Here is a 20,975-nt window from a genome sequence, read left to right as displayed (position 1 = left end):
GCGCCTGGGCCGGTCGGAGTCATGACACCGACCGGCCCAGGCGCGTTCGCCCGCCGTCAGCTGAAGTAGCCGTTGCGGTAGCCGTATTCGACGGCGTCGCGACGGTTGCGCACCCCGAGCTTCCGGTAGATCGCGGAGAGACGGTTCTTCACCGTGCCCTCGGCCAGGGAGAGGTCGGCGGCGATCCGTGCGAGCGGGGTCGCCTTCTCGAGCCGGAAGAGCAGATCGAGCTCCTGCGAATCGAGCAGACGGTTCTCGACCTGCGCCTCGAAGAAGGTCTGCGGCAGCGCGAGCAGACGGGCACGCAGCTCCTCGCCGGTGACCGGGACGAGTTCGAACGTCGCGGCGATGAGATCCCACTGCCGGGAGGCAGCGGTGGCCCGGACGAACGCCTCCCTGATGTCCGAGGGCAGCAGGGCCAGAGGCAGCACGGAGCCCGCGACGATGCAGTAGTCGAGGGCGTTGTCGACATCGGCCAGCGCCGCCGTCTCACGGCCCCGGCGGTGCATCGACGCCGCCCGCAGCGCGAGCGCCGACCCCTTCTTCTTCGGGTCGGTGCCCGTGATGAGCACATGCGAGGTCGAGGAGTCGACGACGTCGTACTGTCCGAGCGCGAAGCCGACCCGAGCCCGGGAGAGCCCGTGCTTGCGGTCGACGAGGGGTGCCTGCGCCGCGAGCGCCTGCGCCTCCCGCAGCGCCCCGGTGGCGACGGTGAGGATCGTCATGAGGGAGTACGCGGACCCGACGATCTGCAGGTCGGTGTTCGTCACCTGGTTCTCCGGTGCGAGCGAATGCTCCTTGAGATAGAGGCCCGCCGTGCCGGAGTAGACGTTGTGGAGGACCTCCCCGTAGCGGTACACCCGCGACCCCAGCTGGTCCGGGGCCAGGCGCTTGGAGATCGCGATCGCCGCCGCCGAGGCCTCGAGGTCGAGCTGGTCGAGAGCCCGGTGCAAGCGCGGGGTGTTGGCGATGAAGTCCGTCTGCAGCGTGTGGAAGTCGAACCGCGACCGCAGCTCGTCATACCGGCGCAGACAGCCCTCGCTCTTCGGACCGAACCCGGCGGCGACATGGCCGAGCGCCGCGATCGCGAGCCCCGGCACGAGCGGGTACGGGTCGAACGGGAGGATCGTCTCGGAGATCGTCACCGCCCGGTCGACGAGGTCCTGGCCGCGGCGGACATCGCCGGTCCGCGCGAGATCGAGTCCGCGCTCCATGAGCAGACGCGCATCGTAGAGACGCGACAGGGGTGCGGCCTGGGACTGTCGGGCGAAGAGGTACTGGTTGCCCTCCTCGGCCGCCCGCACCCCGCCGTCGAGGTCGCCCTGCTGCCGGCGGTCGCGCATCGAGCGCAGCGTCATCACGGCCACCTCGTTGGCGGTGAAGTCGCCGTTGTCGAGGCGCACCCGCTCCTGCTCGAGGGTCGGCACGTCGAGGCGGTCGAAGGTGACGAGCGCGAGGACCTCGCGCGGATCCGTCGACCCGGTGCGCGTGGAGATGTTCGCGATCTCCCGGGCAGCGCTCTGGGCCTCGGCGAGGACGAGGGAGCCGCGCGCCGCCGAGGCGGGGGCGGAGAGGATCGCGCGGACGGCGGTGAGGAACTCGGGGTAGAAGACGTTGAAGCCGCGCTCGGCCCACACCTCGGCGAGCAGGGACCACGCCTCGAGGTCGGCGATGAGACCGAAGATCGCCTCGAGACGGAACGTGCCGATGTCGAGCAGCGAGCGGAACGACTCCTCGAGCTCGCAGCTGAGCGCCCGCCGAGCCGTCAGCCCGCTCGGGGCCGGCGTCTGGTCGAAGCGGCGGGCCACGGAGCGGACGAGGCCGGGCATCGCGTAGGTGCCCGGACGGTCCGTGTCGATGCGCAGCAGACCGGCGAAGACGAGCTGGGAGGTCATCTCGTCGATGCTCGGCAGACCGGTGGCATCGACGGCTTCGAGCCGGGGGATCGCCTGCCGGGCCAGCGCGACGGTCGGCTGGTCGATGACGCTGACATGGGCGAGCACCTGGAGGAGGCGCACGGCGGGAGGGACCTCGCCGAGGTGGCCGGTGAGCTCCGAATCCTCGCCGAGGGGGACGAGGAGGGTGCTGAATCGATCGGAGTCGAGGGCGTCGAGGTCGACCTGGGCGCGGTCGGCGCCGACGATGACGTCGCGGGCGATGCGGATCCGACCGGCGGTGAGGTCGAAGAGGGAGGTGACCGTCGCCGCGGCGAGGTCGGTGTCGGGGAATTCAGTGGCCACCCGGCACGCGAACCGCTTCTCCTCGATGATGCGGGGGCCGAGGAAGAGGTCGAAAGCGCCGGGCTCGGGGGAGGGGGTGGATGTCGAATGGGGATTCACATGGGTGCCTTCAGTTGTCTCTGCGCCGCGGCCCGGCATCCGATGCGGTGGATGTCGGGCCGCGGTGGCAGCGAACGCGCGCTGCAGCTCCTTTGGGAAGGAACGTGCCCAAAGATTACAGTCCCGGCCAGTGGAAATCAGGCCCGGTTACGGCCCCGTGACTTTCAGTGACCCGTGAATGACTTCGGAGCGCGCGCGGATGGGAGGGGAGAGCGCAGGGTGTCAGTTGACGGCTTTGGCGAGGGCGTCGAAGGCGCGGATCGTGGGGAAGAGCTTCTTCGCGTCCTGCGGCAGGCCCCAGCTCGAGAGCTTGACGCCGACGAACGAGGCCCCCGGGTTGATGTAGACCATCTGCCCGTGGATGCCGAGGGCGAGGAACGCATGCGAGTCGGGGAAGGGGAACCAGAACTGGTTCCGATACATCCCGCCGGGCATGCGGTTGTCGCCGGGGCTGTCGGCGAACGCCTGCCGGGTGTCCTCGCTGCCGGTCAGGGTGTCGCCGATCCATGAGGTCGGCACCACCTGTTCGCCGGTCAGGGACAGCCCCCGATTCGAGTAGAGGTACCCGAAGCGGGCGAGGTCGCGCAGGGTCGCGTTGATCCCGCCGTCGAACATCCCCACCCCGAACTGATCGGTGGCGATGAGGGCGTCGCGTTCGGCGCCGATGCGCGACCACAGGACACGGGACATGAGCGTCTGCATACTCTGCCCGGCGACCTTCTCGCACACCCAGCCGAGGACGTCGGTTTCACACGAGCGGTACTCGAACGGTCCGCCGTGCTCGGACTTCGCCTCGAGCGTGCGCAGGTAGGCGTACATGCCCTTGGCATCGCCGGGGTCGGTCTCCGACCAGCCGATGGACCGCTCGATCTGGCGCACCTCGGAGTCGGGGTCGAGGTAGTCCTCGGAGAACCTGATGCCCGAGCGCATGTCGAGGATGTCGCGCACCGTCGCCCCCGCATAGCCGGAGTCGGCGAGCTCGGGCACGTAGTCCGTGACGAGTCTGCCGGTGTCGATCTCCCCGGCCCCGACGAGGACGCCGGCGACGGTGCCGACGAGCGACTTGCTCACCGACATGAGGAGGTGTTCGGTCTCCGGCTGCATGCCGCCGAAGTACTCCTCGGTCAGCACGGTGCCGTGGTGGACGACCATCCAGCCGTCGGTGTCGGAGTCGTCGATGACGCTGCGGACGGTGCGGGCCTCTGAGAACTCCGTCTCGGGGATCTCGACCTCGCCGAGGTCCTGGAGGTCGGCGGCGAACTCGGCGACCGGGCCGTCCGCGCGGGAGATCGGCGTCGTCGGCAGCACCTCGTCGACGTGCTGGAAGGACCAGTGGACCTTGTCGGCGTCCTGCCAGTTGTCGCGGTCGACCTCGACCGCCTCGGCGGGCAGGGCTGCCTCAGCAGGCACCACCGCCTCGGCGGATGCGGGGTCGACGAACTCCGCGGGGTCGGTCAGGGTCGGATCCGATGATGTCTCGGACACACTTCACCTCTTCGATCTGTGCTGGGGGTCGGACTGAGACTATCAGTCGCCCTTGGCCCCGGGTCCGCCGATCGTCGGCGCAGGATCCTCTGCGGCGACGGGGACACCGGCGTACATCGCACGGATCGAATCGATGAAGTGCTTGGCGCGGATGCTCAGCGACTTCTTGCCGTTGGCATCGACCTGCAGCGGGTTCTTCGTCACGAGCACGCCGAGGTCGGCGCCCTTCCAGCGGTATTCGCCGGCTCCGTAGATGCGGAGGAAGAAGACTTCGCTGCCGTTCTGGAGCGGGTGCCAGTCGAGGGCGGCCCGCTTGTAGGTGAGGGTGCCGTACTGGTCGAGGTAGTACTGTCCGGTCAGCGGCGAGTGGGTGATGTACTCGGTGATCGGCGCGGTCTCCTTGATGACCATCTGGCTCCACTCGTCCGCACCGGAGAGCTCCTCCCACCGCTCGTTGATCTCATCGACGTCGAGGTCGAATTCGACGTCGAGGTACTCGAGGAGGTGGAAGAGGAAGAGCGGCACGTCGGCGTACGCTCCCGCGGTGACGTTCGTGATCGCCGAGGCGCCGGAGATCCGGGGGTTGAGCTCGCCGAGGTAGACGTCGTTGGTGTCGAGATCGACGAGGACGTCGACCTCGAAGAACCCGCGGTAGCCGCGCTTGCGCAGGCCCTCGCCCATCCGGCGGACGAGTTCGCGGGCCCGGCCGCGCTGGTCGGCGGTGAGGACGTCGGGGGTCATCTCGTTGCCGCACCAGCCGCCCTTGTACGGGGTGAGCTCGGGGAAGCCGGCGAGTTCGGTGAGGAACGGGCCGACGACGACGCCGCTGCTCGTGATCACGGCCTCGACGGCGACCGGGGTGTTGTTGATGCGCTTCATCACCTTGAGCTGTTCGCCGATGATGTCGTCCTTGTGCTTGTCCCATTCCTCCTCGGAGGCGATGAAGAACGTCGTCTTGCCCGAATCCCCGTAGGGGGTCTGGACGACGAGGTCGGTGCCGAGTCCCTCGGCGACCGAGGCCTTCGTCAGCTCCTCATAGGTGTCGGCCGTGGTGAGGACGTTGGGCACCGAGTAGGCGCCCGCCTCGTTGCCGAGCTTCGTCGTCTCGATCTTCGAGTCGAGCTGATTGCGCAGCTTCGCCGAGGGGAGGATGAGGTCGTAGCCGAGCTCGCGGCAGATCCGCTCGGTCTCCTCGTCGAAGAAGACCATCGCGACCTTGGGGCGCTCGCCGTGGGGGACGTTGCGCGTCATGTGGGCGCGGACCTCGGCATTGAGCAGCAGCCAGTTGTTGATGGCCTCACCGGATTCGAACTCGACGAACGGCTTGTAGCGGGGCGAGAACACGCGGGGGTGGGCGCCGTCCCAGCCGTCGTAGTACGTGATGTAGGAGAAGTTGCGGACCCAGCGGTCGAGGCCGAGCAGGTTGAACGGGGTGGCGCCGATGAAGTAGATCGGCGTCTGGTTCGTGCGGAAGAAGTGACGGACCTCGGAGATGTTGCGCAACGGGCGACGCAGCTGGACGTTGTCGGCTTCCTTGCCCGCATAGGCAGCGTCGGTGCCGACGTGGACCTCGGCGTCGGCGGGATCACCGGCGGACGGATCGGCGGGCACGGCCGGGGCAGGAGCGGCGGGGGTGCCCGGGGTCGCCGGCGGGGCGACGGGAGCTGCGGCCGGTGCGGCGGTGGTCGAAGCCGGTGCGGCCATTGCGGCTGCCGGGGCGGTTGCGGCAGCTGGGGCCGTCGCTGCTGCGGGGGCCGGAGGGACAGGTGCCGCGGCGGGGGTTGCCGCTGGTGCAACCGGGGCGGCAGCACCGACGGGAGCTGCGCCGACGGGAGCAGCAGCCGCGGCAGCAAGCGCCGGTTCGGGAGGTGCCGGGGGGAGTTCGAGCTCGTCGGGGGTCGGGGGCAGAGCGGGCTCTGCGGCCGCCGGGGCGCTCACCGCGGCAGCCGGAGGAACAGCGGCGTTCGCGGCCGCCGTCGCGGCTGCGACGCTCTGCTCTTCGGCGGAGCGAGGACCGGGCACGGCGACACCGTCCTTGACGGCGCGCTTCTTCTCCGGGGTCGGGGGCGCTGTCGTCGCTGCTGCTGTCTTCTTCCCTGCAGCGGCAGCCGGCTTCGACGCGGTGGAGGGTGCGGCCGTCTTCGCCGAGGCCGAGGACTTCGCAGCGCCCGCAGGCGACTTCGCCGCTGAGGTCTTCGCCGAGGTGGTGGAGGTCTTCGCTGCTGCGGATCCGGCCTTCGGTGCGGCCGACTTCGCGGGAGCCGCCTGCGCTGAGCCCTTCTCCGCGACCGTGCGCGCCGCCGATTTCGCGGCCGTCGTCTTCGCCGCCGCACCCGACGACATCGACGACGTCGCTCCGGTCTTCGCAGCCTGCGCTGCGGGCTTCGTAGTAGTGGCGGTCGTCTTCGCCGGCTCGGTCTTCGCCGATCCCGCGTTCTTCGCCGCCGCAGACGATGTCGACGACTTGGTCGAAGCCGCCGCGGAAGCGGGCTTCTTCGCCGCCGATGTCGAGGTCGACGACTTGGTCGCCGACTTCGAGGTGGACGCGTCGGTCGATGAGGACTTCGCCGCTGTCTTCGAGGCGGACGCGTTGGTCGCCGAGGACTTCGCCGACGAGGACTTGGTCGCAGTCGACTTCGAAGCCGCTGCCTTCGCTGCAGGCTTCTTCGCTGCCGACGCCTTCGAGGTCGACGCCTTCGTCGCCGAGGACTTCGCCGCCGTAGTCGAGGCCGTTGCCTTCGCCGCAGGCTTCTTCGCCGCTGACTTCGAGGCACTCGACTTCGACGCCGACGTCGTGGAGTTCGACGCCTTCGCCGCAGACGACTTCGTCGTCGCCGCAGTGCTCGTCGAGGTGGACGACCCTGCGCTCTTCGTCGCAGCGGTCCTGCGCGTCGAACCGGCCCCGCCTCCGCTCGCCTTGTCGTTCTTCGTGGTGGGGTTGGTGGTGCTCGAGGGGTCGTTCGTCATGGCAGTGCTCCTTACGGGAAACCGTCGGGCGCCAGGGCGACGACCGAGGTCTCGTCGGCTCCGCTGTCGGCCCGGGAGACGTGCCTACAGCAAATGTGATGGGGACAACCTATCTCAGTTTTCAGCGTCTGTGGCCGATGGTTCAGCAAATGTGTGAATGGGAGGCGAAATCGTGACCACCGGGCGGTGCCCGGCAGTGAAAGCATCGGCGGTCGCCGATTCCCGCTGCCCGCATTCCGGGAGCTAGGCTTGAGCCGACCGATGCCTCTTTCGAAAGTGAGCTGATATGCCGGTGAACGCGGAGAAGCAGGGGGCGACGTACTCCCTGCCGCGCCCCTACGATGTCTCCCGGGAGGAGATCGCGGAGTTCGCTCGCGCGACGAACGCGGGGGCCGACTACCATTTCGAAGCCGAGGCGGCGCAGGCCCTCGGATACCGCGACGTCATCGCCCCGACGACGTTCGCCGTGATCATCGCGCAGAAGTCCGAGGCGGCCTACATCACCGACCCGGACTCCGGCATCGACTTCTCGAAGGTCGTCCACGGCTCCGAGCAGTTCAGCTTCAACCGGCCCATCGTCGCCGGTGACAGCCTCAAGGCGACGACCCATGTCGACGGCGTCCGCGCCGCCGGCAGCAACGCGATGATCACCACGCGCACCGAGATCGTCGACGTCGCCGACCAGCCCGTGGTCACGGTGACCTCGACCATCGTCGTGAGAGGAGACGGAGAATGAGCCTCATCGATCTGTCCGAGCTGACCATCGGCGACGTCGTCGTCGAGACGGACATCCCGCTGTCCCGAGCCTCGCTCATCGACTACGCCGCAGCCTCCGGCGACCACAACCCGATCCACTGGTCCGAGCGCTTCGCCACGGAGGTCGGCCTCGACGGCGTCATCGCCCACGGGATGCTCTCGATGGCCGTCGTCATCGCCCCGATCGTCGAGTGGCTCGGCGACCCCGGCGCCGTCGTCGACTACCGCACCCGCTTCTCCGCCCCGGTCCTCGTGCCCGACGCCGAGTCGGGACCGCCCTCGACGCCGACGACCTCGCTGCACCTGACAGCTACCGTCGGCGCCGTCGACGCGGCCGTGGGCACCCTGCGCATCGACGCCGTCGTCACCGCCGGTGACGCCGACGTGCTCAGCCGCACGCAGATCCGAGTCGGACGGTGAACCTCTCCGAGTTCACGACGTTCCACCTCGGCGGGCCCGCACCGGATCTCACCGTCGCCCGGACCCGGGACGACCTCATCGCCTTCGCCGAGGCGAACGGACTCGAACCCGGCGACCGGTCGATGCCGGACATCCTCCTCATCGGAGGCGGGTCGAACCTGCTCATCTCCGATGCGGGATTCGCCGGCCCCGTCGGCGTCGTCGCGACGACCGGAATGACGTTCACGGAGATCTCGGACACGGAGATGCAGGTGACCGCCGAGGCAGGGGAGAGCTGGGACGACTTCGTCGCCGCCACGCTCTCCTCCGGTCTCTCCGGACTCGAGGCGCTCTCCGGGATCCCCGGCTCCGTCGGCGCCACCCCGATCCAGAACGTCGGGGCCTACGGCACCGAGGTGGCCGAACTCATCACCTCAGTCGAGGTCTACGACCGGCTCTCCGGGCAGGTGCGACGACTCACCGCTGCGGAACTCGAGTTCGGCTACCGCACCTCGGCGCTCAAGCGCGCGGCACGGGCGGCGGGCACACCCGCCCACATCGTCCTCTCGGTGACGTTCGCCCTCCAGCGGGGCACGGACTCCCTGCCCGTGCGCTACGCGCAGCTCGCCGGCGCCCTCGATGTCGCGATCGGAACCCGCGTGCTGGCCCTGCGGGTGCGCGACGCCGTGCTCGACCTGCGCCGGTCGAAGGGAATGGTCCTCGACGAGGGCGACCACGACACCTGGTCGGCAGGATCGTTCTTCACCAATCCGATCGTGGATGGCCCCGCAGCCCTCGCCGCACTGCCGGCCGAGGCCCCGCGGTTCCCCGTCACCGATCCGCTCAGCGGGGCGACGATCCCCGGGCTGACGAAGACCTCGGCCGCGTGGCTCATCGAACGCGCCGGCTTCGGGAAGGGCTACGGCTTCAACGACCGGGCGAGCCTGTCGACGAAGCACACCCTGGCCCTGACGAACCGGGGAGAGGCGACGACGTCCGATGTCGTCGACCTCGCGCGCACGATCGTCGCCGGCGTCAACGAGCGCTTCGGGATCGTCCTCGAACCCGAACCGACCTTCATCGGCACCGAGCTCTGACACGACGCCGCGCCGCGCCCACCGCGGCCCGCGCGCTAACGGCTGCGGTCGGATTCGGCGGAGCCCTCGCCTGGCGAGGACGCGTCCTCGGAGGGGCCTCGCTCCGCATCTCCCCGCCCGGTCGCCCACGCATCGATGTCGGCTTCGGCCCGGGCGACCACCTCGGCGGGGGCTGCGGAGATCGCGAACGAGGACTTCGCCAGATCCGCGAGCTCGCCGTCCGTGAGACCGAGCTGAGCGGCGAACCGGTACTGGTCGGCCAGCCGGGTGTGGAAGATCAGGGGATCGTCGGCGCCGAGGGCGATGTCCGCGCCGGCGTCGAGGAGCCGACGCAGCGGGACGTGTTCGATGTCGGGATAGACCCCGAGGGCGACGTTCGATCCCGGACAGACCTCGAGGCCGATGCCGGCCGCGACGATCTCGTCGAGCAGGCGCGGGTCCTCACCGGCGCGGATGCCGTGGCCCAGTCGGTTCGGCGCCAGCTCGGTGACGACGGCGCGGATGTGGTCGGGCCCGAGCAGCTCCCCGCCGTGCGGGACGGAGAGCAGCCCGGCCCGCCGCGCGATGTCGAAGGCCCGGCCGAAGTCCGCCGTGGTGCCGCGGCGCTCATCGTTCGACAGGCCGAAGCCGACAACCTGGCCGGGGCCGGTGCCGGCATGGTGGGCCGCGAGCCGCGCGAGCATCCGCGCGTCGAGGGGATGGCGGGTGCGCGAGGCCGCGACGACGATCGCCATCCCGAAGTCCTCATCGCTGGCCGCGGCCGCCTCGTCGAGGATGATCTCGAGGGCCGGGGTGATGCCGCCGACGAAGGGCGCATACGAGGTGGGGTCGACCTGGAGTTCGAGCCACCGGGACCCCTCGGCGCGGTCGGCGGCCGCCGCTTCGCGGACGAGCCGCCGCATCACCTCCTCCCCGCGGACGACGCCGCGGGCCATGTCGTAGAGACGCTGGAAGCGGAACCAGCCGCGCTCATCGGGGCTCAGCCCGGTCACCCTGTCGCCGAGCAGCTGATCGGACATCGGCATCCCCGCCTCGGCGGCGAGGTCTTCGAGGGTGTCGGCCGACATCGAACCGGTGAAGTGGAGATGGAGGTGTGCCTTCGGCAGGGACACGAGCGGGTCCGTCATCTTCTCAAGGATAGCCGTGTTCGCCTGACGGACACCTGGGTGCCGTCTCCCTAGAATGGGTCCGTGTCACCCCGCCGCAAGACCTCAGCTCTCATCATCCTCCTTGCCGTCATCGCCGCCCTCACACTGCCCTGGGCGGTCTTCTCAGCGCGGGCCGACCTCAGCTTCGGTCCCCATGAGGCGCAGTACCGGGTGACGGCGGATGCGCGGCTGACCCTCGACTTCGGGCCCCTGGGCTCCCTGCTCGTGCCCGCCGACGAGTTCCTCCCGCTCGGTCTCGGCCTGTCCGTCGACGTCGGGGAGATCCCGGTCTCCGGCGAGACTGAGGATGCCGCCTCGGCACTGGGCACCGATGCCGCGGGCGGGGTCGGCGGGGGAGTCGTCGACGCCCTCGGCGGGGACATCGCCTCCTATGCCTCCCTCTTCTCCGCCCCGCAGACGCAGATCGATGAGATCGTCACCGGCCTGACCCGGGACATCCTCATCCGCTGGGCGCTCGCCGTCTGCGTCACCGCAGGCCTCCTCGTCGGGGTCACGGCGCTGCTCGGACCCGCGCGGATCGCCGGTCTCGGTCGGGCCCTGGCCGGACGGGAGCTCATCGCCATCGGCTCCGTCGTCGTCCTCGTCCTCGGCGGTCTCAGCGTCCTCGTCCTCACCCGACCCGCCCCGCCGCAGCCCGATCCGGCGTTCGCGGGCACTCCGCTCGCCGGCGCAGAGGTGACCGGCCGCCTCGGCGGGATCATCGATGAGGCGTTCACCGCGGTCAAGGAGTTCTCCGACGAGAACGACGCGTTCTACGACGCGGTCATCGCCGGTCTCCACGCCGGGTGGGCGAATCGTCCGCTCAGCGGCGACTGGTCGGCTGAGGGCATGGTCCCGCCGGCGTCGGGCAGTGCCGACGTCTCGACGTTCGTGCTCAGCTCCGACGTCCACTGCAACTACGGGATGGCGCGCGTCGTCGGCGACGTCGCACGGCTGACCGGGGCCGACGGGATCATCGACGCCGGCGATGTGACGATGACGGGCACCTCGGCGGAGAACTACTGCTTCGACGTCCTCGACGACGAACTGCCGCAGGACGTGCCGAAGATGTTCGTCAAGGGCAACCACGATTCGCAGGAGACCGCGAAGCATGCCCGCAGCCGGGGCTGGGCGGTGCTCGACGATTCGAGTGCGCAGCTGGCCGGAGTGCGCTTCTTCGGCGGCCCCGACCCGCGGCGCACCGTGTTCGGCTCGGGTCCGGAGCTCGAGACGGAGCTGACCGCCGACGAGTACGCGGCGCAGCTGCGCGACGAGGCGTGCCGGACCGACTTCGACATCATGCTCGTCCACGACCCGCGCATGGCCCAGCCCGCCCTCGAGTCCGGGTGCGCCCCCTACGCCCTGAGCGGACACTGGCACCGGCAGGTGGGTCCCGAGCAGTTCGGCAGGGGTGTGCGATACGTGAGTTCCACCACCGGCGGAGCGCTGGCGAACGCGCTGACGCCGGGTCCGCTGAAGATGGACGCCGAGGTGAGCGTCATCCGCGTCGACAACGCGACGAAGACGCCCATCGACGTCCAGACGATCACCGTCACCCCTGGTGAGGATGTGTCGATCGGCCCGTGGGTGCGCTTCCCCGCACCGCTGCCGCTCGTTGCGAGACCGGTGGCACCCGCACCGTGAGGCGGGTGCCGGGGCGCGTGTCGGCCTCGGTTCGACGGAACCCGGTGGGAGACGGTATGCTCGTTTCTCGTGGTTGGGCATACCCTCGGATGGGGGCGTCGCCGAATCGAAGGGGTGTGGCGCAATTGGTAGCGCAACGGTCTCCAAAACCGTAGGTTGCAGGTTCGAGTCCTGTCACCCCTGCGCAGTTGACATCTGCCGCGGCACTCCATCGCCGGGCAGGGCGCAGTCCTCGATTGGCTGAAGCAATTGTGCGATCCCCGATAGAAACCGACCGAGTGAGGATGTGTGAGCGACACACCGGCAAAGAAGACTGGACAGGCTCCCGAGGCCACGTCCCGTCGCAAGAAGCTCGGATTCTTCGGACGAATCATCCAGTTCCTCCGCGAGGTCGTGGCAGAGCTGAAGAAGGTCGTCACTCCGACGCGCAAGCAGCTGGTCAACTACACACTCGTCGTGCTGGGATTCATCCTCGTCATGATGGTCATCGTCACGGTCCTCGACCTCGTCTTCGGCAAGCTCGTCGGGTTCGTGTTCGGCGGAACTCCGCTCTGGCCGCTGTGGTGACTCGCCGGCAGCGGCGATAACCTGGATACGATAGAACTTCTCACAATCCCCGTGCAGGGGACCACTACACGCGAAGCGAGGAATTGATCGGTGTCGGATACCAGTTCACCTGAAGAGGTCGACGCACCTGAGACCCCGGACGTCGCCGGTGAGGCGTCGACGGAGGATGTCGCCGAGGTGACCGCCGACGACGCGACGACCGCAGAGACCGACGCGGCGGCTGCCGATGAGGGCGCGTCCGCTGACGAAGATGCTTCCGCCGACGACTCGGCTGCCGAGGACTCGGACGCCACGGATGCGGACGAGTCCGCCGAGGCTGCTGAGTCCTCCGAGGCTGCGGCCGGCGACGACGTCGACCCCGCCGAGGAGTTCAAGTCGGAGCTGCGCATGCAGGAGGGTGACTGGTACGTCATCCACTCGTACGCCGGTTACGAGAACCGCGTCAAGCAGAACCTCGAGAACCGTGCGGTGAGCCTCAACCTCGAAGAATTCATCTTCGAGTCGCAGGTGCCGATGGAAGACGTCGTCGAGATCAAGAACGGCCAGCGCAAGCAGGTCCGCCGTGTGCGCGTGCCCGGTTACGTGCTCGTCCGCATGGAGCTCACCGATGAGTCGTGGGGCGCCGTGCGCCACACTCCGGGCGTCACCGGCTTCGTCGGCAACGCCTACGACCCGGTGCCGCTGTCGATCGACGAGGTCTTCACGATGCTCGCCCCCGTCTTCGAAGAGCGCCAGGCCGAAGCCGCCGCCGCGGAGGGCCACGCCGCCGAGCAGGCCGCGAAGTCCGCTCCGATCACCGAGGTCGAGTTCGAGGTCGGCGAGTCCGTCCTCGTCAAGGAGGGCTCGTTCGAGGGCCACCCGGCGACGATCCAGGAGATCCGCCCCGACTCGCAGAAGCTCACCGTGCTGCTCTCGATCTTCGAGCGCGACGTGCCCGTCGAGCTCGGCTTCGATCAGGTCTCGAAGCTCTGACCTGAGTCACGCACTCTGAGTCACGCACGTCAGTCGCTACGGGGGCCCGGTGAGAACCGGGCCCCCGTCGCGTTCTGCGTCCGCCCGCAGTGCTGTGTTCCCGCTCACGACCATTTGCCTGGGGGAGAGCGGACATGGAATACTGGTGTGGTTTGATTGTCGTCTCTGTATCGGCGGAGGCGGCAGCGAATGATGCGCCGCTCGGCGCATGGAAACTCTCAAGATTAAGGACCGCATATGCCTCCCAAGAAAAAGGTAGCCGGCCTCGTCAAGCTCCAGATTCAGGCAGGTGCCGCCAACCCGGCGCCTCCGATCGGTCCGGCGCTTGCCCAGCACGGCGTCAACATCATGGAATTCACCAAGGCGTACAACGCTGCGACTGAATCCCAGCGCGGGAACATCGTTCCCGTCGAGATCACCGTGTACGAAGACCGTTCGTTCACCTTCGTTCTCAAGACCCCGCCTGCCGCTGAGCTCATCAAGAAGGCTGCCGGCGTGAAGTCCGGTTCGGCGACCCCGCACACCGTCAAGGTCGCTCACCTGAGCGCCGACCAGGTGCGTGAGATCTCGACGACCAAGATGCCCGACCTCAACGCCAACGACCTCGACATGGCTGACCGCATCATCGCGGGCACCGCGCGGTCGATGGGCATCACCACCGACATCGAGGTCTGAGACTCCACCCCCACGGGTGAGTCACCAGACATTCCACTGTGGCAGGGCGGATGCGCCGCCCACACCACGACTGCAAGGAGAGAAGCAGATGGCAAAGCGCTCGAAGGCCTACCAGGCCGCGGCTGAGAAGATCGCCGCTGATGTGAAGTACGAACCGGCTCAGGCGATCGACCTGGCCAAGGAGACCTCGGTGTCGAAGTACGACGCCACCGTCGAGGTCGCCCTCCGTCTCGGGGTCGACCCCCGCAAGGCGGACCAGATGGTGCGCGGCACCGTCAACCTTCCGCACGGTACCGGCAAGACCGCCCGGGTCCTGGTGTTCGCCGCCGGCGACCGTGCAGAGGCAGCCCGCGAAGCAGGTGCCGACTACGTCGGTTCCGATGACCTGCTGGAGAAGGTGGCCAACGGCTTCACCGACTTCGACGCCGCGGTTGCCACCCCCGACATGATGGGCAAGGTCGGACGTCTCGGCAAGGTGCTCGGTCCCCGTGGCCTCATGCCGAACCCGAAGACCGGCACCGTGACCATGGACGTCGCGAAGGCCGTCACGGACATCAAGGGCGGAAAGATCGAGTTCCGCGTCGACAAGCACTCGAACCTCCACTTCGTCATCGGGAAGGCCTCCTTCTCCGAGCAGGCGCTGCAGGAGAACTTCGATGCCGCGATCGAGGAGATCCTCCGCCTCAAGCCGTCCTCGTCGAAGGGCCGCTACATCACCAAGGCGACGATCACCACGTCGAACGGTCCCGGCGTTCCGGTCGACGCAGCCGCGCTGCGCGCCTGATGCCGGCCGCGGACTGATCCGCGACCGACGCCTGAGCAGGGCGGGAAGTGAGATTCTCACTTCCCGCCCTGCGTCGTTCCCGCACCTTGCCCCCGGAGCGGTTCGCGATAGGATTGTCCGTATCCTGGTCAACTGACTGATTCCCGCCGATGGAGGTGGCACGGATCGCGATGCATTCGACACCGTTGCTGCGCGACGACTATCAGCTGATCGTGCGTCGGGCCCATGACAACCTCGCAAGTCCGGCACTGGCACCGCAGCCGGGGCTCGGCGTGCGCTCGACCGTCCTCGAATCCTGGACCCGCAGCCTCGACCGACTCCGCGATCCGGCAGGTGTGCACCCGACAGTCGCCTACGATGAGGCGCAGCTGACCGAGGTCCGCCGCCGACACCCGTTCCACTCGATCATGCCGCTGCTGCGGTCCCATCTCATCGAACCCGCCACCGAGGCGGGACTCCTCGTCGCACTCGGCGACGAACAGGGCTGCCTCCTCTGGGTCGAGGGGGAGAAGCCGGTCCGCCATCGTGCGGAGTCCATGGGCTTCGTCCCCGGGTCCGACTGGTCCGAGGACGCCATGGGCACCTCGGCGCCGGGCCTGGCTCTCCGCTCCCGCTCAGCGGTGCAGATCAGCCGGGCCGAGCACTTCGCGAGCGAAGTCCACCCGTGGAGCTGCAGCGCCGTGCCGGTCACCCATCCCGTCACCGGCGAGGTCATCGGGATCATCGACGTCACCGGGGGAGACGATGCGGTCTCCGCGATCGTCCTGCCGCTGCTCAGCTCGACGGCACAGGCCGCCTCGGCGGGTCTGTCGCAGCTCTACGCCTCCGGCGACGGCACGACCGGACCCGCTCCGGAGACGACGACTGACGCGTTCCTCGAGGTGAGCGGTCCGACTCCGAGACTCAGTGGTCCTGGTGGGCAGCGCATCGACCTGTCGAAGCGCCACGCCGAGATCCTCCTCCTGCTCCACCGCCATCCCACCGGTCTGACGAACGCGGAGCTCGCCGATCGGCTCTGGCCCTTCGGCGGCAGCGACGTCACGGTGCGGGCGGAGATCGCACGGCTGCGCAAGACGATCAGCCGCCTCGGCGACATCGAGGTCCTGGGCCGACCCTACCGGATCCGGGGACGACTCGACAGTGACGTCGAGCGCACCCATCGTGCGCTCGCGGCCGGCGACGCCGAGACCGCGCTGTGCGCCTACCGGGGCGCGGTCCTGCCGGAGTCGGAGGCGCCGGGGGTGCGGGAGATCAGCGCCGAACTCGATGTCCTGCTGCGGGAGACGCTGCTCACCGACGGGACGTGGCAGCAGCTGTGGCGCTACGCTGCGCTGCCGCACGCCCAGGCCGACACCGAGGTGCTCATGGCCGTCCTCCGGCTCGCGCCGCCCGATGCCCCCGAGCGCACGGCCGCTGTCGTCAGGCTCGAATCCCTCGGGCACTGACCGGCCGGCCGACGATGCAACTGTGATGCAACGTTGCCGCCGGTAGCGTGAAGTCCAATCGGAGAGACCTCTCCCGAGGACATCGCAGCAAAGGAGTTGCCATGACTGTGTACGCCCGGCCCGGCGAGGACGGATCCCTCGTCACCTTCAAGCCCCGTTACGAGAACTTCATCGGCGGGGAGTGGGTGGCCCCGACGAACGGAAACTACTTCGAGAACCCCACCCCGGTGACGGGCCAGCCCTTCACCGAGGTGCCCGCGAGCACCGCCGAGGACATCGAACTCGCCCTCGACGCCGCCCACGCCGCCGCACCGGCCTGGGGGAAGACCTCGCCGACGGAGCGGTCGAACATCCTGCTGAAGATCGCCGATCGGATGGAGGAGAACCTCGAGATGCTCGCGGTCGCGGAGACCTGGGACAACGGCAAGGCCGTGCGCGAGACGCTCAACGCCGACCTGCCGCTGGCCGTCGATCACTTCCGCTACTTCGCGGCGGCCATCCGGGCGCAGGAGGGCGGGATCTCCGAGATCGACGAGGACACCGTCGCCTACCACTACCATGAGCCGCTCGGCGTCGTCGGCCAGATCATCCCGTGGAACTTCCCCATCCTCATGGGCACGTGGAAGCTCGCCCCCGCGCTTGCCGCCGGCAACGCCGTCGTCCTCAAGCCGGCCGAGCAGACACCGGCCTCGATCCTCGTGCTCATGGAGCTCATCGGCGATCTGCTGCCGCCCGGCGTCGTCAACGTCGTCAACGGCTTCGGACTCGAAGCGGGCAAGCCGCTGGCGTCGAACAAGCGGATCTCGAAGATCGCGTTCACCGGTGAGACGACGACCGGTCGCCTCATCATGCAGTACGCCTCGCAGAACATCATCCCCGTCACCCTCGAACTCGGCGGCAAGAGCCCGAACATCTTCTTCGCCGACGTCATGAGCTCCGACGACGCGTACTGGAACAAGGTGCAGGAGGGCTTCACGATGTTCGCCCTCAACCAGGGTGAGGTCTGCACGTGCCCGTCGCGCGCGCTCGTCCAGGAGTCGATCGCGCCGGAGTTCCTCGAAGCCGTCGTCAAGCGGACCGAGAAGATCATCCAGGGCAACCCGCTCGACACCGACACGATGATGGGGGCGCAGGCCTCGAACGATCAGCTCGAGAAGATCGTCTCCTACCTCGACATCGGCAAGCAGGAGGGCGCCGAGGTGCTCATCGGCGGAGAGCGGGCCGAACTCGACGGCGACCTCTCCGGCGGGTACTACGTGCAGCCGACGATCTTCAAGGGCGACAACGGCATGCGGATCTTCCAGGAGGAGATCTTCGGGCCGGTTGTGTCGGTGACGACGTTCAGCGACTACGACGATGCGATCAGCATCGCCAACGACACGCTCTACGGCCTCGGCGCGGGCGTGTGGAGTCGCTACGGCAACACGACCTATCGGGCCGGACGCGACATCCAGGCCGGTCGCGTGTGGGTGAACAACTACCACGCGTATCCCGCGCACGCGGCCTTCGGCGGCTACAAGGCCTCGGGCATCGGGCGTGAGAACCACAAGATGATGCTCGACCACTACCAGCAGACGAAGAACCTGCTCGTCAGCTACTCGGACGAGGCCCTCGGCTTCTTCTGAGGGCTCGGCCAGAGCACCCGAACCCGTCCCGCGCGCAGCGAGCCGACCCAGCTGCGCGCGGGGCACCCAAACCCCCTCGAGTCCCGGCGCTCACCCCAGCCGGAGGCAGCACCTGACCGGATGATCCCTGGATCGGTCCGCGAGGCCACCCCCTCCTCGGCGCCCTCCCCGGGGTGTACCCCCGCCTCGCCTCCGGCATCCCGGTCCCACCTCGTCACCCGGATCAGGCCACACCCACCCCTCTGCCCCGGACCCGGACGACCGTGGCCGCCCGGACGCTCCCAACCCCACGCCTCTGTCACCCGGTCCTCCCCGACAACGCGGACCACGCGATTCGACCCGTGGTCCCACCGTCACACCCCGCTGCCATACCCCACGGCCACACCCCACGCACGTCTCCCGCGCCACCCCCCGCCTCGGCGATGCCCCTGTGCTCCCGCGGCCCCTCAAGCCAAACCCCGGCACCACCTATCACCGCAAGACCATCACAACGAAGGAGTCGATGATGTCGGAAATGAAAGCAGCAGTCGTCGAAGGATTCGGCGAGGATCTCGTCGTCGGAGACAATACGATCCCCGAACCCGGGCCCGGTCAGGCGCTCGTCAAGCTCATCGCCTCGGGCGTGTGCCACACCGACCTCCACGCCGCGCACGGCGACTGGCCGATCAAACCGCAGCTCCCGCTCATCCCCGGCCACGAAGGGGTCGGGATCGTCGAGAAGGTCGGCGAGGGCGTCACCGAGGTCGAGGTCGGCCAGATCGTCGGCAACGCCTGGCTGTGGAGTGCGTGCGGCGTCTGCGAGTTCTGCCGGCAGGGCTGGGAGACCCTGTGCGAGTCCCAGGTCAACGGCGGCTACGGCATCGACGGGTCGTTCGGTGAGTACATGCTCGTCGACGAGAAGTTCGCCGCGGTCATCCCCGACGGCGCCGACCCCTACGAGATCGCCCCGGTCCTCTGCGCCGGCGTCACGGTCTACAAAGGACTCAAGCGCACCGAGGTCAAGCCCGGTCAGTGGGTCGTCATCTCCGGCATCGGCGGACTCGGGCACATCGCCGTGCAGTACGCCGTCGCGATGGGCATGCGCGTCGTCGCGGTCGACGTCGCCGATGACAAGCTCGCGCTGGCGAAGAAGCACGGCGCGGAGATCACTGTCAACGCGTTCGCCGAGGATCCCGCCGAGGTGATCCAGGAGAAGATCGGCGGCAGCCACGGAGTGCTCGTCACCGCCGTCCATCCGGCGGCGTTCGGCCAGGCGATCGGGATGACCCGCCGAGGCGGCACGATCGTCTTCAACGGCCTGCCGCCCGGTGACTTCCCGGCCCCGATCTTCGACATCGTGCTCAAGGGCCTGACGATCCGCGGCTCGATCGTCGGCACTCGCCAGGACATGGTCGAAGCTCTCGAGTTCTATGCCGCCGGCAAGATCCACCCGACGTACACGAAGCGCCCGCTCGAGGACATCAACGCGATCTTCGACGAGATGATCCATGCGAAGATCGACGGTCGCGTCGTCATCGAGTTCTGAGCCGCCGAGGCGGTTCCGCCGCGGCGACGAGCGTGGCCGGTGGGCGAACGCTTGTGCTCGGTGAGGCGGGCGTTTCGCTCGTCGAGGCGTGAGTCTCGCGTGCCGAAGCGCGAGTCCGCTCGTCGAAGCGTCGGTGCCGCGTGCCGGAGCGTTGATCTCTCACGCCGCGGCGTCCCCAATCAGCCGTGGCCCCGTTGTCAGTGACGGGGCCACGGTTCTTCTGCGCCGATCTTCGCGTTGGAGGCTGCATTTCGCGCGGCAAACGGCGCAGCGGCGGCCAGCACGCGAGTCCTCCCACCGTCGAGGCGGCAGTCCACGGCGCCGGACAGTTCGCGCCAATTGGGTCTGCGGTGCCTGCCTCGGGTTCGGCTCACTTCGGTGTCCAGGGCTCTGGTATTGAACTGAGCCCTCCGGCCCAGGGTGAGCCGGATCCCGGGCGAGGGGCGGTCGACGGCCTCAAGCGTGAACACGGGGCCCACCCACCACCTCGGTGCCGACCGCGGGGCCCTCGCACCACCTCGGCGAGGACCGCGGGGCCCACCCACCACCTCGACGAAGGCACATGTTGACCGAGCGCCACCTCGGCGAGGACCGCGGGGCCCACCCACCACCTCGGCGACCGACGGGGATTGGAACCGGACTGAGCTCCGCGGACCCGGCGCTCAGTGTGGGGGAGGAGCGGGACTGTGAGCAGGCTCTCCGCGCCGGCGAACGATCTCGATTGGACGGGGCGCAGTCGACCTCGGTAAGCTAGAACCACCGAAGACCGTCGGTCTCTGTGGGAAATCAAGAATCCGCCATCGGATGATTGTGCTCGCAGACGAAGACTCCGCAAGGAGTGACCCTCGCAGGTGAGCCAGAGATCCTTCTGAAGTGAGAACCCCGTTCTCAGCCTCGAAGCGTTTCGCGCCTATCTGCGTGGAGCGCTTTTTTCGTTGTCCGGACCAGACCGGCGCCTGTACGAAAGGAATACCATGGCGAGGCCAGACAAGGCAGCCGCAGTCGAGGAGCTCAAGCAGCAGTTTGAGAACTCCGACGCTGTATTGCTGACCGAGTACCGCGGTCTCACCGTCGCGCAGATGAAAGAACTGCGCGTCTCTCTTGGTGAGAACGTCAGCTACGCCGTGGTAAAGAATACGCTGACCAAGATTGCAGCCAAGGAAGCCGGCATCGCCGGTCTCGATGAGCTCCTCAACGGGCCCACCGCGATCGCGTTCGTCAACGGCGAACCGCCTGAGGCTGCCAAGGCTCTGCGTAACTTTGCCAAGGCGAATTCTCAGCTCGTCATCAAGGGTGGCTACTTCGACGGTGCCGCCCTGACCGCTGAGAATGTCAACCAGCTCGCCGACCTCGAATCCCGCGAAGTGCTGCTTGCAAAGGCAGCCGGTGCCATGAAGGCAAGCCTCCACCAGGCGGCTTACCTCTTCACCGCTCCGCTGGTCAAGGCCGCGCGCACCGTCGATGCTCTCCGCGAGAAGCAGGACTCCGCTCCTGCCGAAGACGCCTGAGCACCACCCCACAAACCCGGTCACCGCAGGTGACCACCA

17 protein-coding genes and 1 tRNA gene are annotated in these 20,975 nt (G+C 68.4%); 14 read left to right on the top strand and 4 right to left on the bottom strand.

What is annotated here, in order from left to right; translation table 11 throughout:
* Positions 1 to 56: 56 nt before the first annotated feature.
* The 3 genes from FJ887_RS18565 to FJ887_RS12875 all read right to left on the bottom strand — a co-directional run bounded on the left by FJ887_RS18565 (position 57) and on the right by FJ887_RS12875 (position 6,167).
* Entirely contained in the window at positions 57 to 2,339 is a 2,283-nt protein-coding gene (locus tag FJ887_RS18565; protein WP_232623870.1) for a helix-turn-helix transcriptional regulator, read from the bottom strand.
* A gap of 222 nt (positions 2,340 to 2,561) precedes the next feature.
* Positions 2,562 to 3,824: a serine hydrolase domain-containing protein gene (locus FJ887_RS12880; protein WP_137825470.1), complete on the bottom strand. Its 1,263-nt coding sequence runs from the start codon at positions 3,822 to 3,824 to the stop codon at positions 2,562 to 2,564.
* Positions 3,825 to 3,866: 42 nt separating this feature from the next.
* On the bottom strand, positions 3,867 to 6,167 hold the full coding sequence (locus FJ887_RS12875) for a biotin carboxylase (protein ID WP_250786241.1): 2,301 nt from the start codon (positions 6,165 to 6,167) through the stop codon (positions 3,867 to 3,869).
* A gap of 49 nt (positions 6,168 to 6,216) precedes the next feature.
* On the opposite strand from FJ887_RS12875, the gene FJ887_RS12870 reads away from it, so the two are divergent.
* The 4 genes from FJ887_RS12870 to FJ887_RS12855 all read left to right on the top strand — a co-directional run bounded on the left by FJ887_RS12870 (position 6,217) and on the right by FJ887_RS12855 (position 9,043).
* Positions 6,217 to 6,948, top strand: a complete 732-nt coding sequence (locus tag FJ887_RS12870; RefSeq protein ID WP_250786240.1) for a hypothetical protein — start codon at positions 6,217 to 6,219, stop codon at positions 6,946 to 6,948.
* Positions 6,949 to 7,077: 129 nt separating this feature from the next.
* Positions 7,078 to 7,527, top strand: a complete 450-nt coding sequence (locus tag FJ887_RS12865) for an FAS1-like dehydratase domain-containing protein (protein WP_140955537.1) — start codon at positions 7,078 to 7,080, stop codon at positions 7,525 to 7,527.
* Positions 7,524 to 7,967, top strand: coding sequence for a MaoC/PaaZ C-terminal domain-containing protein (locus FJ887_RS12860; protein ID WP_140955538.1), 444 nt, complete (start codon positions 7,524 to 7,526; stop codon positions 7,965 to 7,967). Before FJ887_RS12865 ends, FJ887_RS12860 begins: the two co-directional genes overlap by 4 nt.
* The gene (locus FJ887_RS12855) at positions 7,964 to 9,043 is read left to right on the top strand and encodes a UDP-N-acetylmuramate dehydrogenase (protein WP_140955539.1); all 1,080 of its coding nucleotides are present in this window, start codon (positions 7,964 to 7,966) and stop codon (positions 9,041 to 9,043) included. Before FJ887_RS12860 ends, FJ887_RS12855 begins: the two co-directional genes overlap by 4 nt.
* A gap of 35 nt (positions 9,044 to 9,078) precedes the next feature.
* Here FJ887_RS12855 and FJ887_RS12850 read toward each other — a convergent pair whose 3' ends face one another.
* Positions 9,079 to 10,170 carry an adenosine deaminase gene (locus tag FJ887_RS12850; protein WP_140955540.1) on the bottom strand — a complete coding sequence of 364 codons (1,092 nt, stop codon included), beginning with the start codon at positions 10,168 to 10,170 and terminating at the stop codon, positions 9,079 to 9,081.
* 63 nt (positions 10,171 to 10,233) lie between these two features.
* Between FJ887_RS12850 and FJ887_RS12845 the strand changes: the two genes are divergently transcribed.
* The 10 genes from FJ887_RS12845 (at position 10,234) to rplJ (ending at position 20,936) form a co-directional block, all read left to right on the top strand.
* The gene (locus FJ887_RS12845; protein WP_140955541.1) at positions 10,234 to 11,835 is read left to right on the top strand and encodes a metallophosphoesterase family protein; all 1,602 of its coding nucleotides are present in this window, start codon (positions 10,234 to 10,236) and stop codon (positions 11,833 to 11,835) included.
* 110 nt (positions 11,836 to 11,945) lie between these two features.
* Positions 11,946 to 12,018, top strand: a tRNA-Trp gene (locus FJ887_RS12840).
* Between the two features lie 105 nt (positions 12,019 to 12,123).
* Entirely contained in the window at positions 12,124 to 12,402 is a 279-nt protein-coding gene (gene secE / locus FJ887_RS12835) for a preprotein translocase subunit SecE (protein WP_140955542.1), read from the top strand.
* 90 nt (positions 12,403 to 12,492) lie between these two features.
* On the top strand, positions 12,493 to 13,374 hold the full coding sequence (nusG, locus tag FJ887_RS12830) for a transcription termination/antitermination protein NusG (protein WP_140955543.1): 882 nt from the start codon (positions 12,493 to 12,495) through the stop codon (positions 13,372 to 13,374).
* A gap of 237 nt (positions 13,375 to 13,611) precedes the next feature.
* Positions 13,612 to 14,049: a 50S ribosomal protein L11 gene (gene rplK, locus FJ887_RS12825; RefSeq protein WP_009379129.1), complete on the top strand. Its 438-nt coding sequence runs from the start codon at positions 13,612 to 13,614 to the stop codon at positions 14,047 to 14,049.
* 88 nt (positions 14,050 to 14,137) lie between these two features.
* Positions 14,138 to 14,833, top strand: a complete 696-nt coding sequence (gene rplA, locus FJ887_RS12820) for a 50S ribosomal protein L1 (RefSeq protein WP_137826928.1) — start codon at positions 14,138 to 14,140, stop codon at positions 14,831 to 14,833.
* A gap of 170 nt (positions 14,834 to 15,003) precedes the next feature.
* Positions 15,004 to 16,278, top strand: a complete 1,275-nt coding sequence (locus tag FJ887_RS12815) for a helix-turn-helix domain-containing protein (protein WP_137826936.1) — start codon at positions 15,004 to 15,006, stop codon at positions 16,276 to 16,278.
* Positions 16,279 to 16,379: 101 nt separating this feature from the next.
* On the top strand, positions 16,380 to 17,903 hold the full coding sequence (gene adh / locus FJ887_RS12810) for an aldehyde dehydrogenase (protein ID WP_137826927.1): 1,524 nt from the start codon (positions 16,380 to 16,382) through the stop codon (positions 17,901 to 17,903).
* A 505-nt stretch (positions 17,904 to 18,408) separates the two neighbouring features.
* The gene (adhP, locus tag FJ887_RS12805) at positions 18,409 to 19,428 is read left to right on the top strand and encodes an alcohol dehydrogenase AdhP (protein ID WP_137826093.1); all 1,020 of its coding nucleotides are present in this window, start codon (positions 18,409 to 18,411) and stop codon (positions 19,426 to 19,428) included.
* Between the two features lie 974 nt (positions 19,429 to 20,402).
* Positions 20,403 to 20,936: a 50S ribosomal protein L10 gene (gene rplJ, locus FJ887_RS12800; protein ID WP_137826094.1), complete on the top strand. Its 534-nt coding sequence runs from the start codon at positions 20,403 to 20,405 to the stop codon at positions 20,934 to 20,936.
* The last annotated feature ends 39 nt before the right edge of the window (positions 20,937 to 20,975 follow it).

Source organism: Brevibacterium sp. XM4083 (assembly GCF_006489205.2).
Classification (GTDB): domain Bacteria; phylum Actinomycetota; class Actinomycetes; order Actinomycetales; family Brevibacteriaceae; genus Brevibacterium.
This window is presented reverse-complemented; position numbering and strand designations above follow the sequence as displayed.

What these genes read in the sequence shown, in the direction of transcription:
- FJ887_RS12865 (WP_140955537.1), top strand. Translation starts at nt 7,078, where the DNA reads ATGCCGGTGAACGCGGAGAAGCAGGGGGCGACGTACTCCCTGCCGCGC.
- rplJ (WP_137826094.1), top strand. Translation starts at nt 20,403, where the DNA reads ATGGCGAGGCCAGACAAGGCAGCCGCAGTCGAGGAGCTCAAGCAGCAG.
- adhP (WP_137826093.1), top strand. Translation starts at nt 18,409, where the DNA reads ATGTCGGAAATGAAAGCAGCAGTCGTCGAAGGATTCGGCGAGGATCTC.
- FJ887_RS12860 (WP_140955538.1), top strand. Translation starts at nt 7,524, where the DNA reads ATGAGCCTCATCGATCTGTCCGAGCTGACCATCGGCGACGTCGTCGTC.
- rplK (WP_009379129.1), top strand. Translation starts at nt 13,612, where the DNA reads ATGCCTCCCAAGAAAAAGGTAGCCGGCCTCGTCAAGCTCCAGATTCAG.
- FJ887_RS12850 (WP_140955540.1), bottom strand. Translation starts at nt 10,170, where the DNA reads ATGACGGACCCGCTCGTGTCCCTGCCGAAGGCACACCTCCATCTCCAC.
- rplA (WP_137826928.1), top strand. Translation starts at nt 14,138, where the DNA reads ATGGCAAAGCGCTCGAAGGCCTACCAGGCCGCGGCTGAGAAGATCGCC.
- adh (WP_137826927.1), top strand. Translation starts at nt 16,380, where the DNA reads ATGACTGTGTACGCCCGGCCCGGCGAGGACGGATCCCTCGTCACCTTC.
- FJ887_RS12815 (WP_137826936.1), top strand. Translation starts at nt 15,004, where the DNA reads ATGCATTCGACACCGTTGCTGCGCGACGACTATCAGCTGATCGTGCGT.
- FJ887_RS12875 (WP_250786241.1), bottom strand. Translation starts at nt 6,167, where the DNA reads ATGTCGTCGGGTGCGGCGGCGAAGACGACGGCCGCGAAATCGGCGGCG.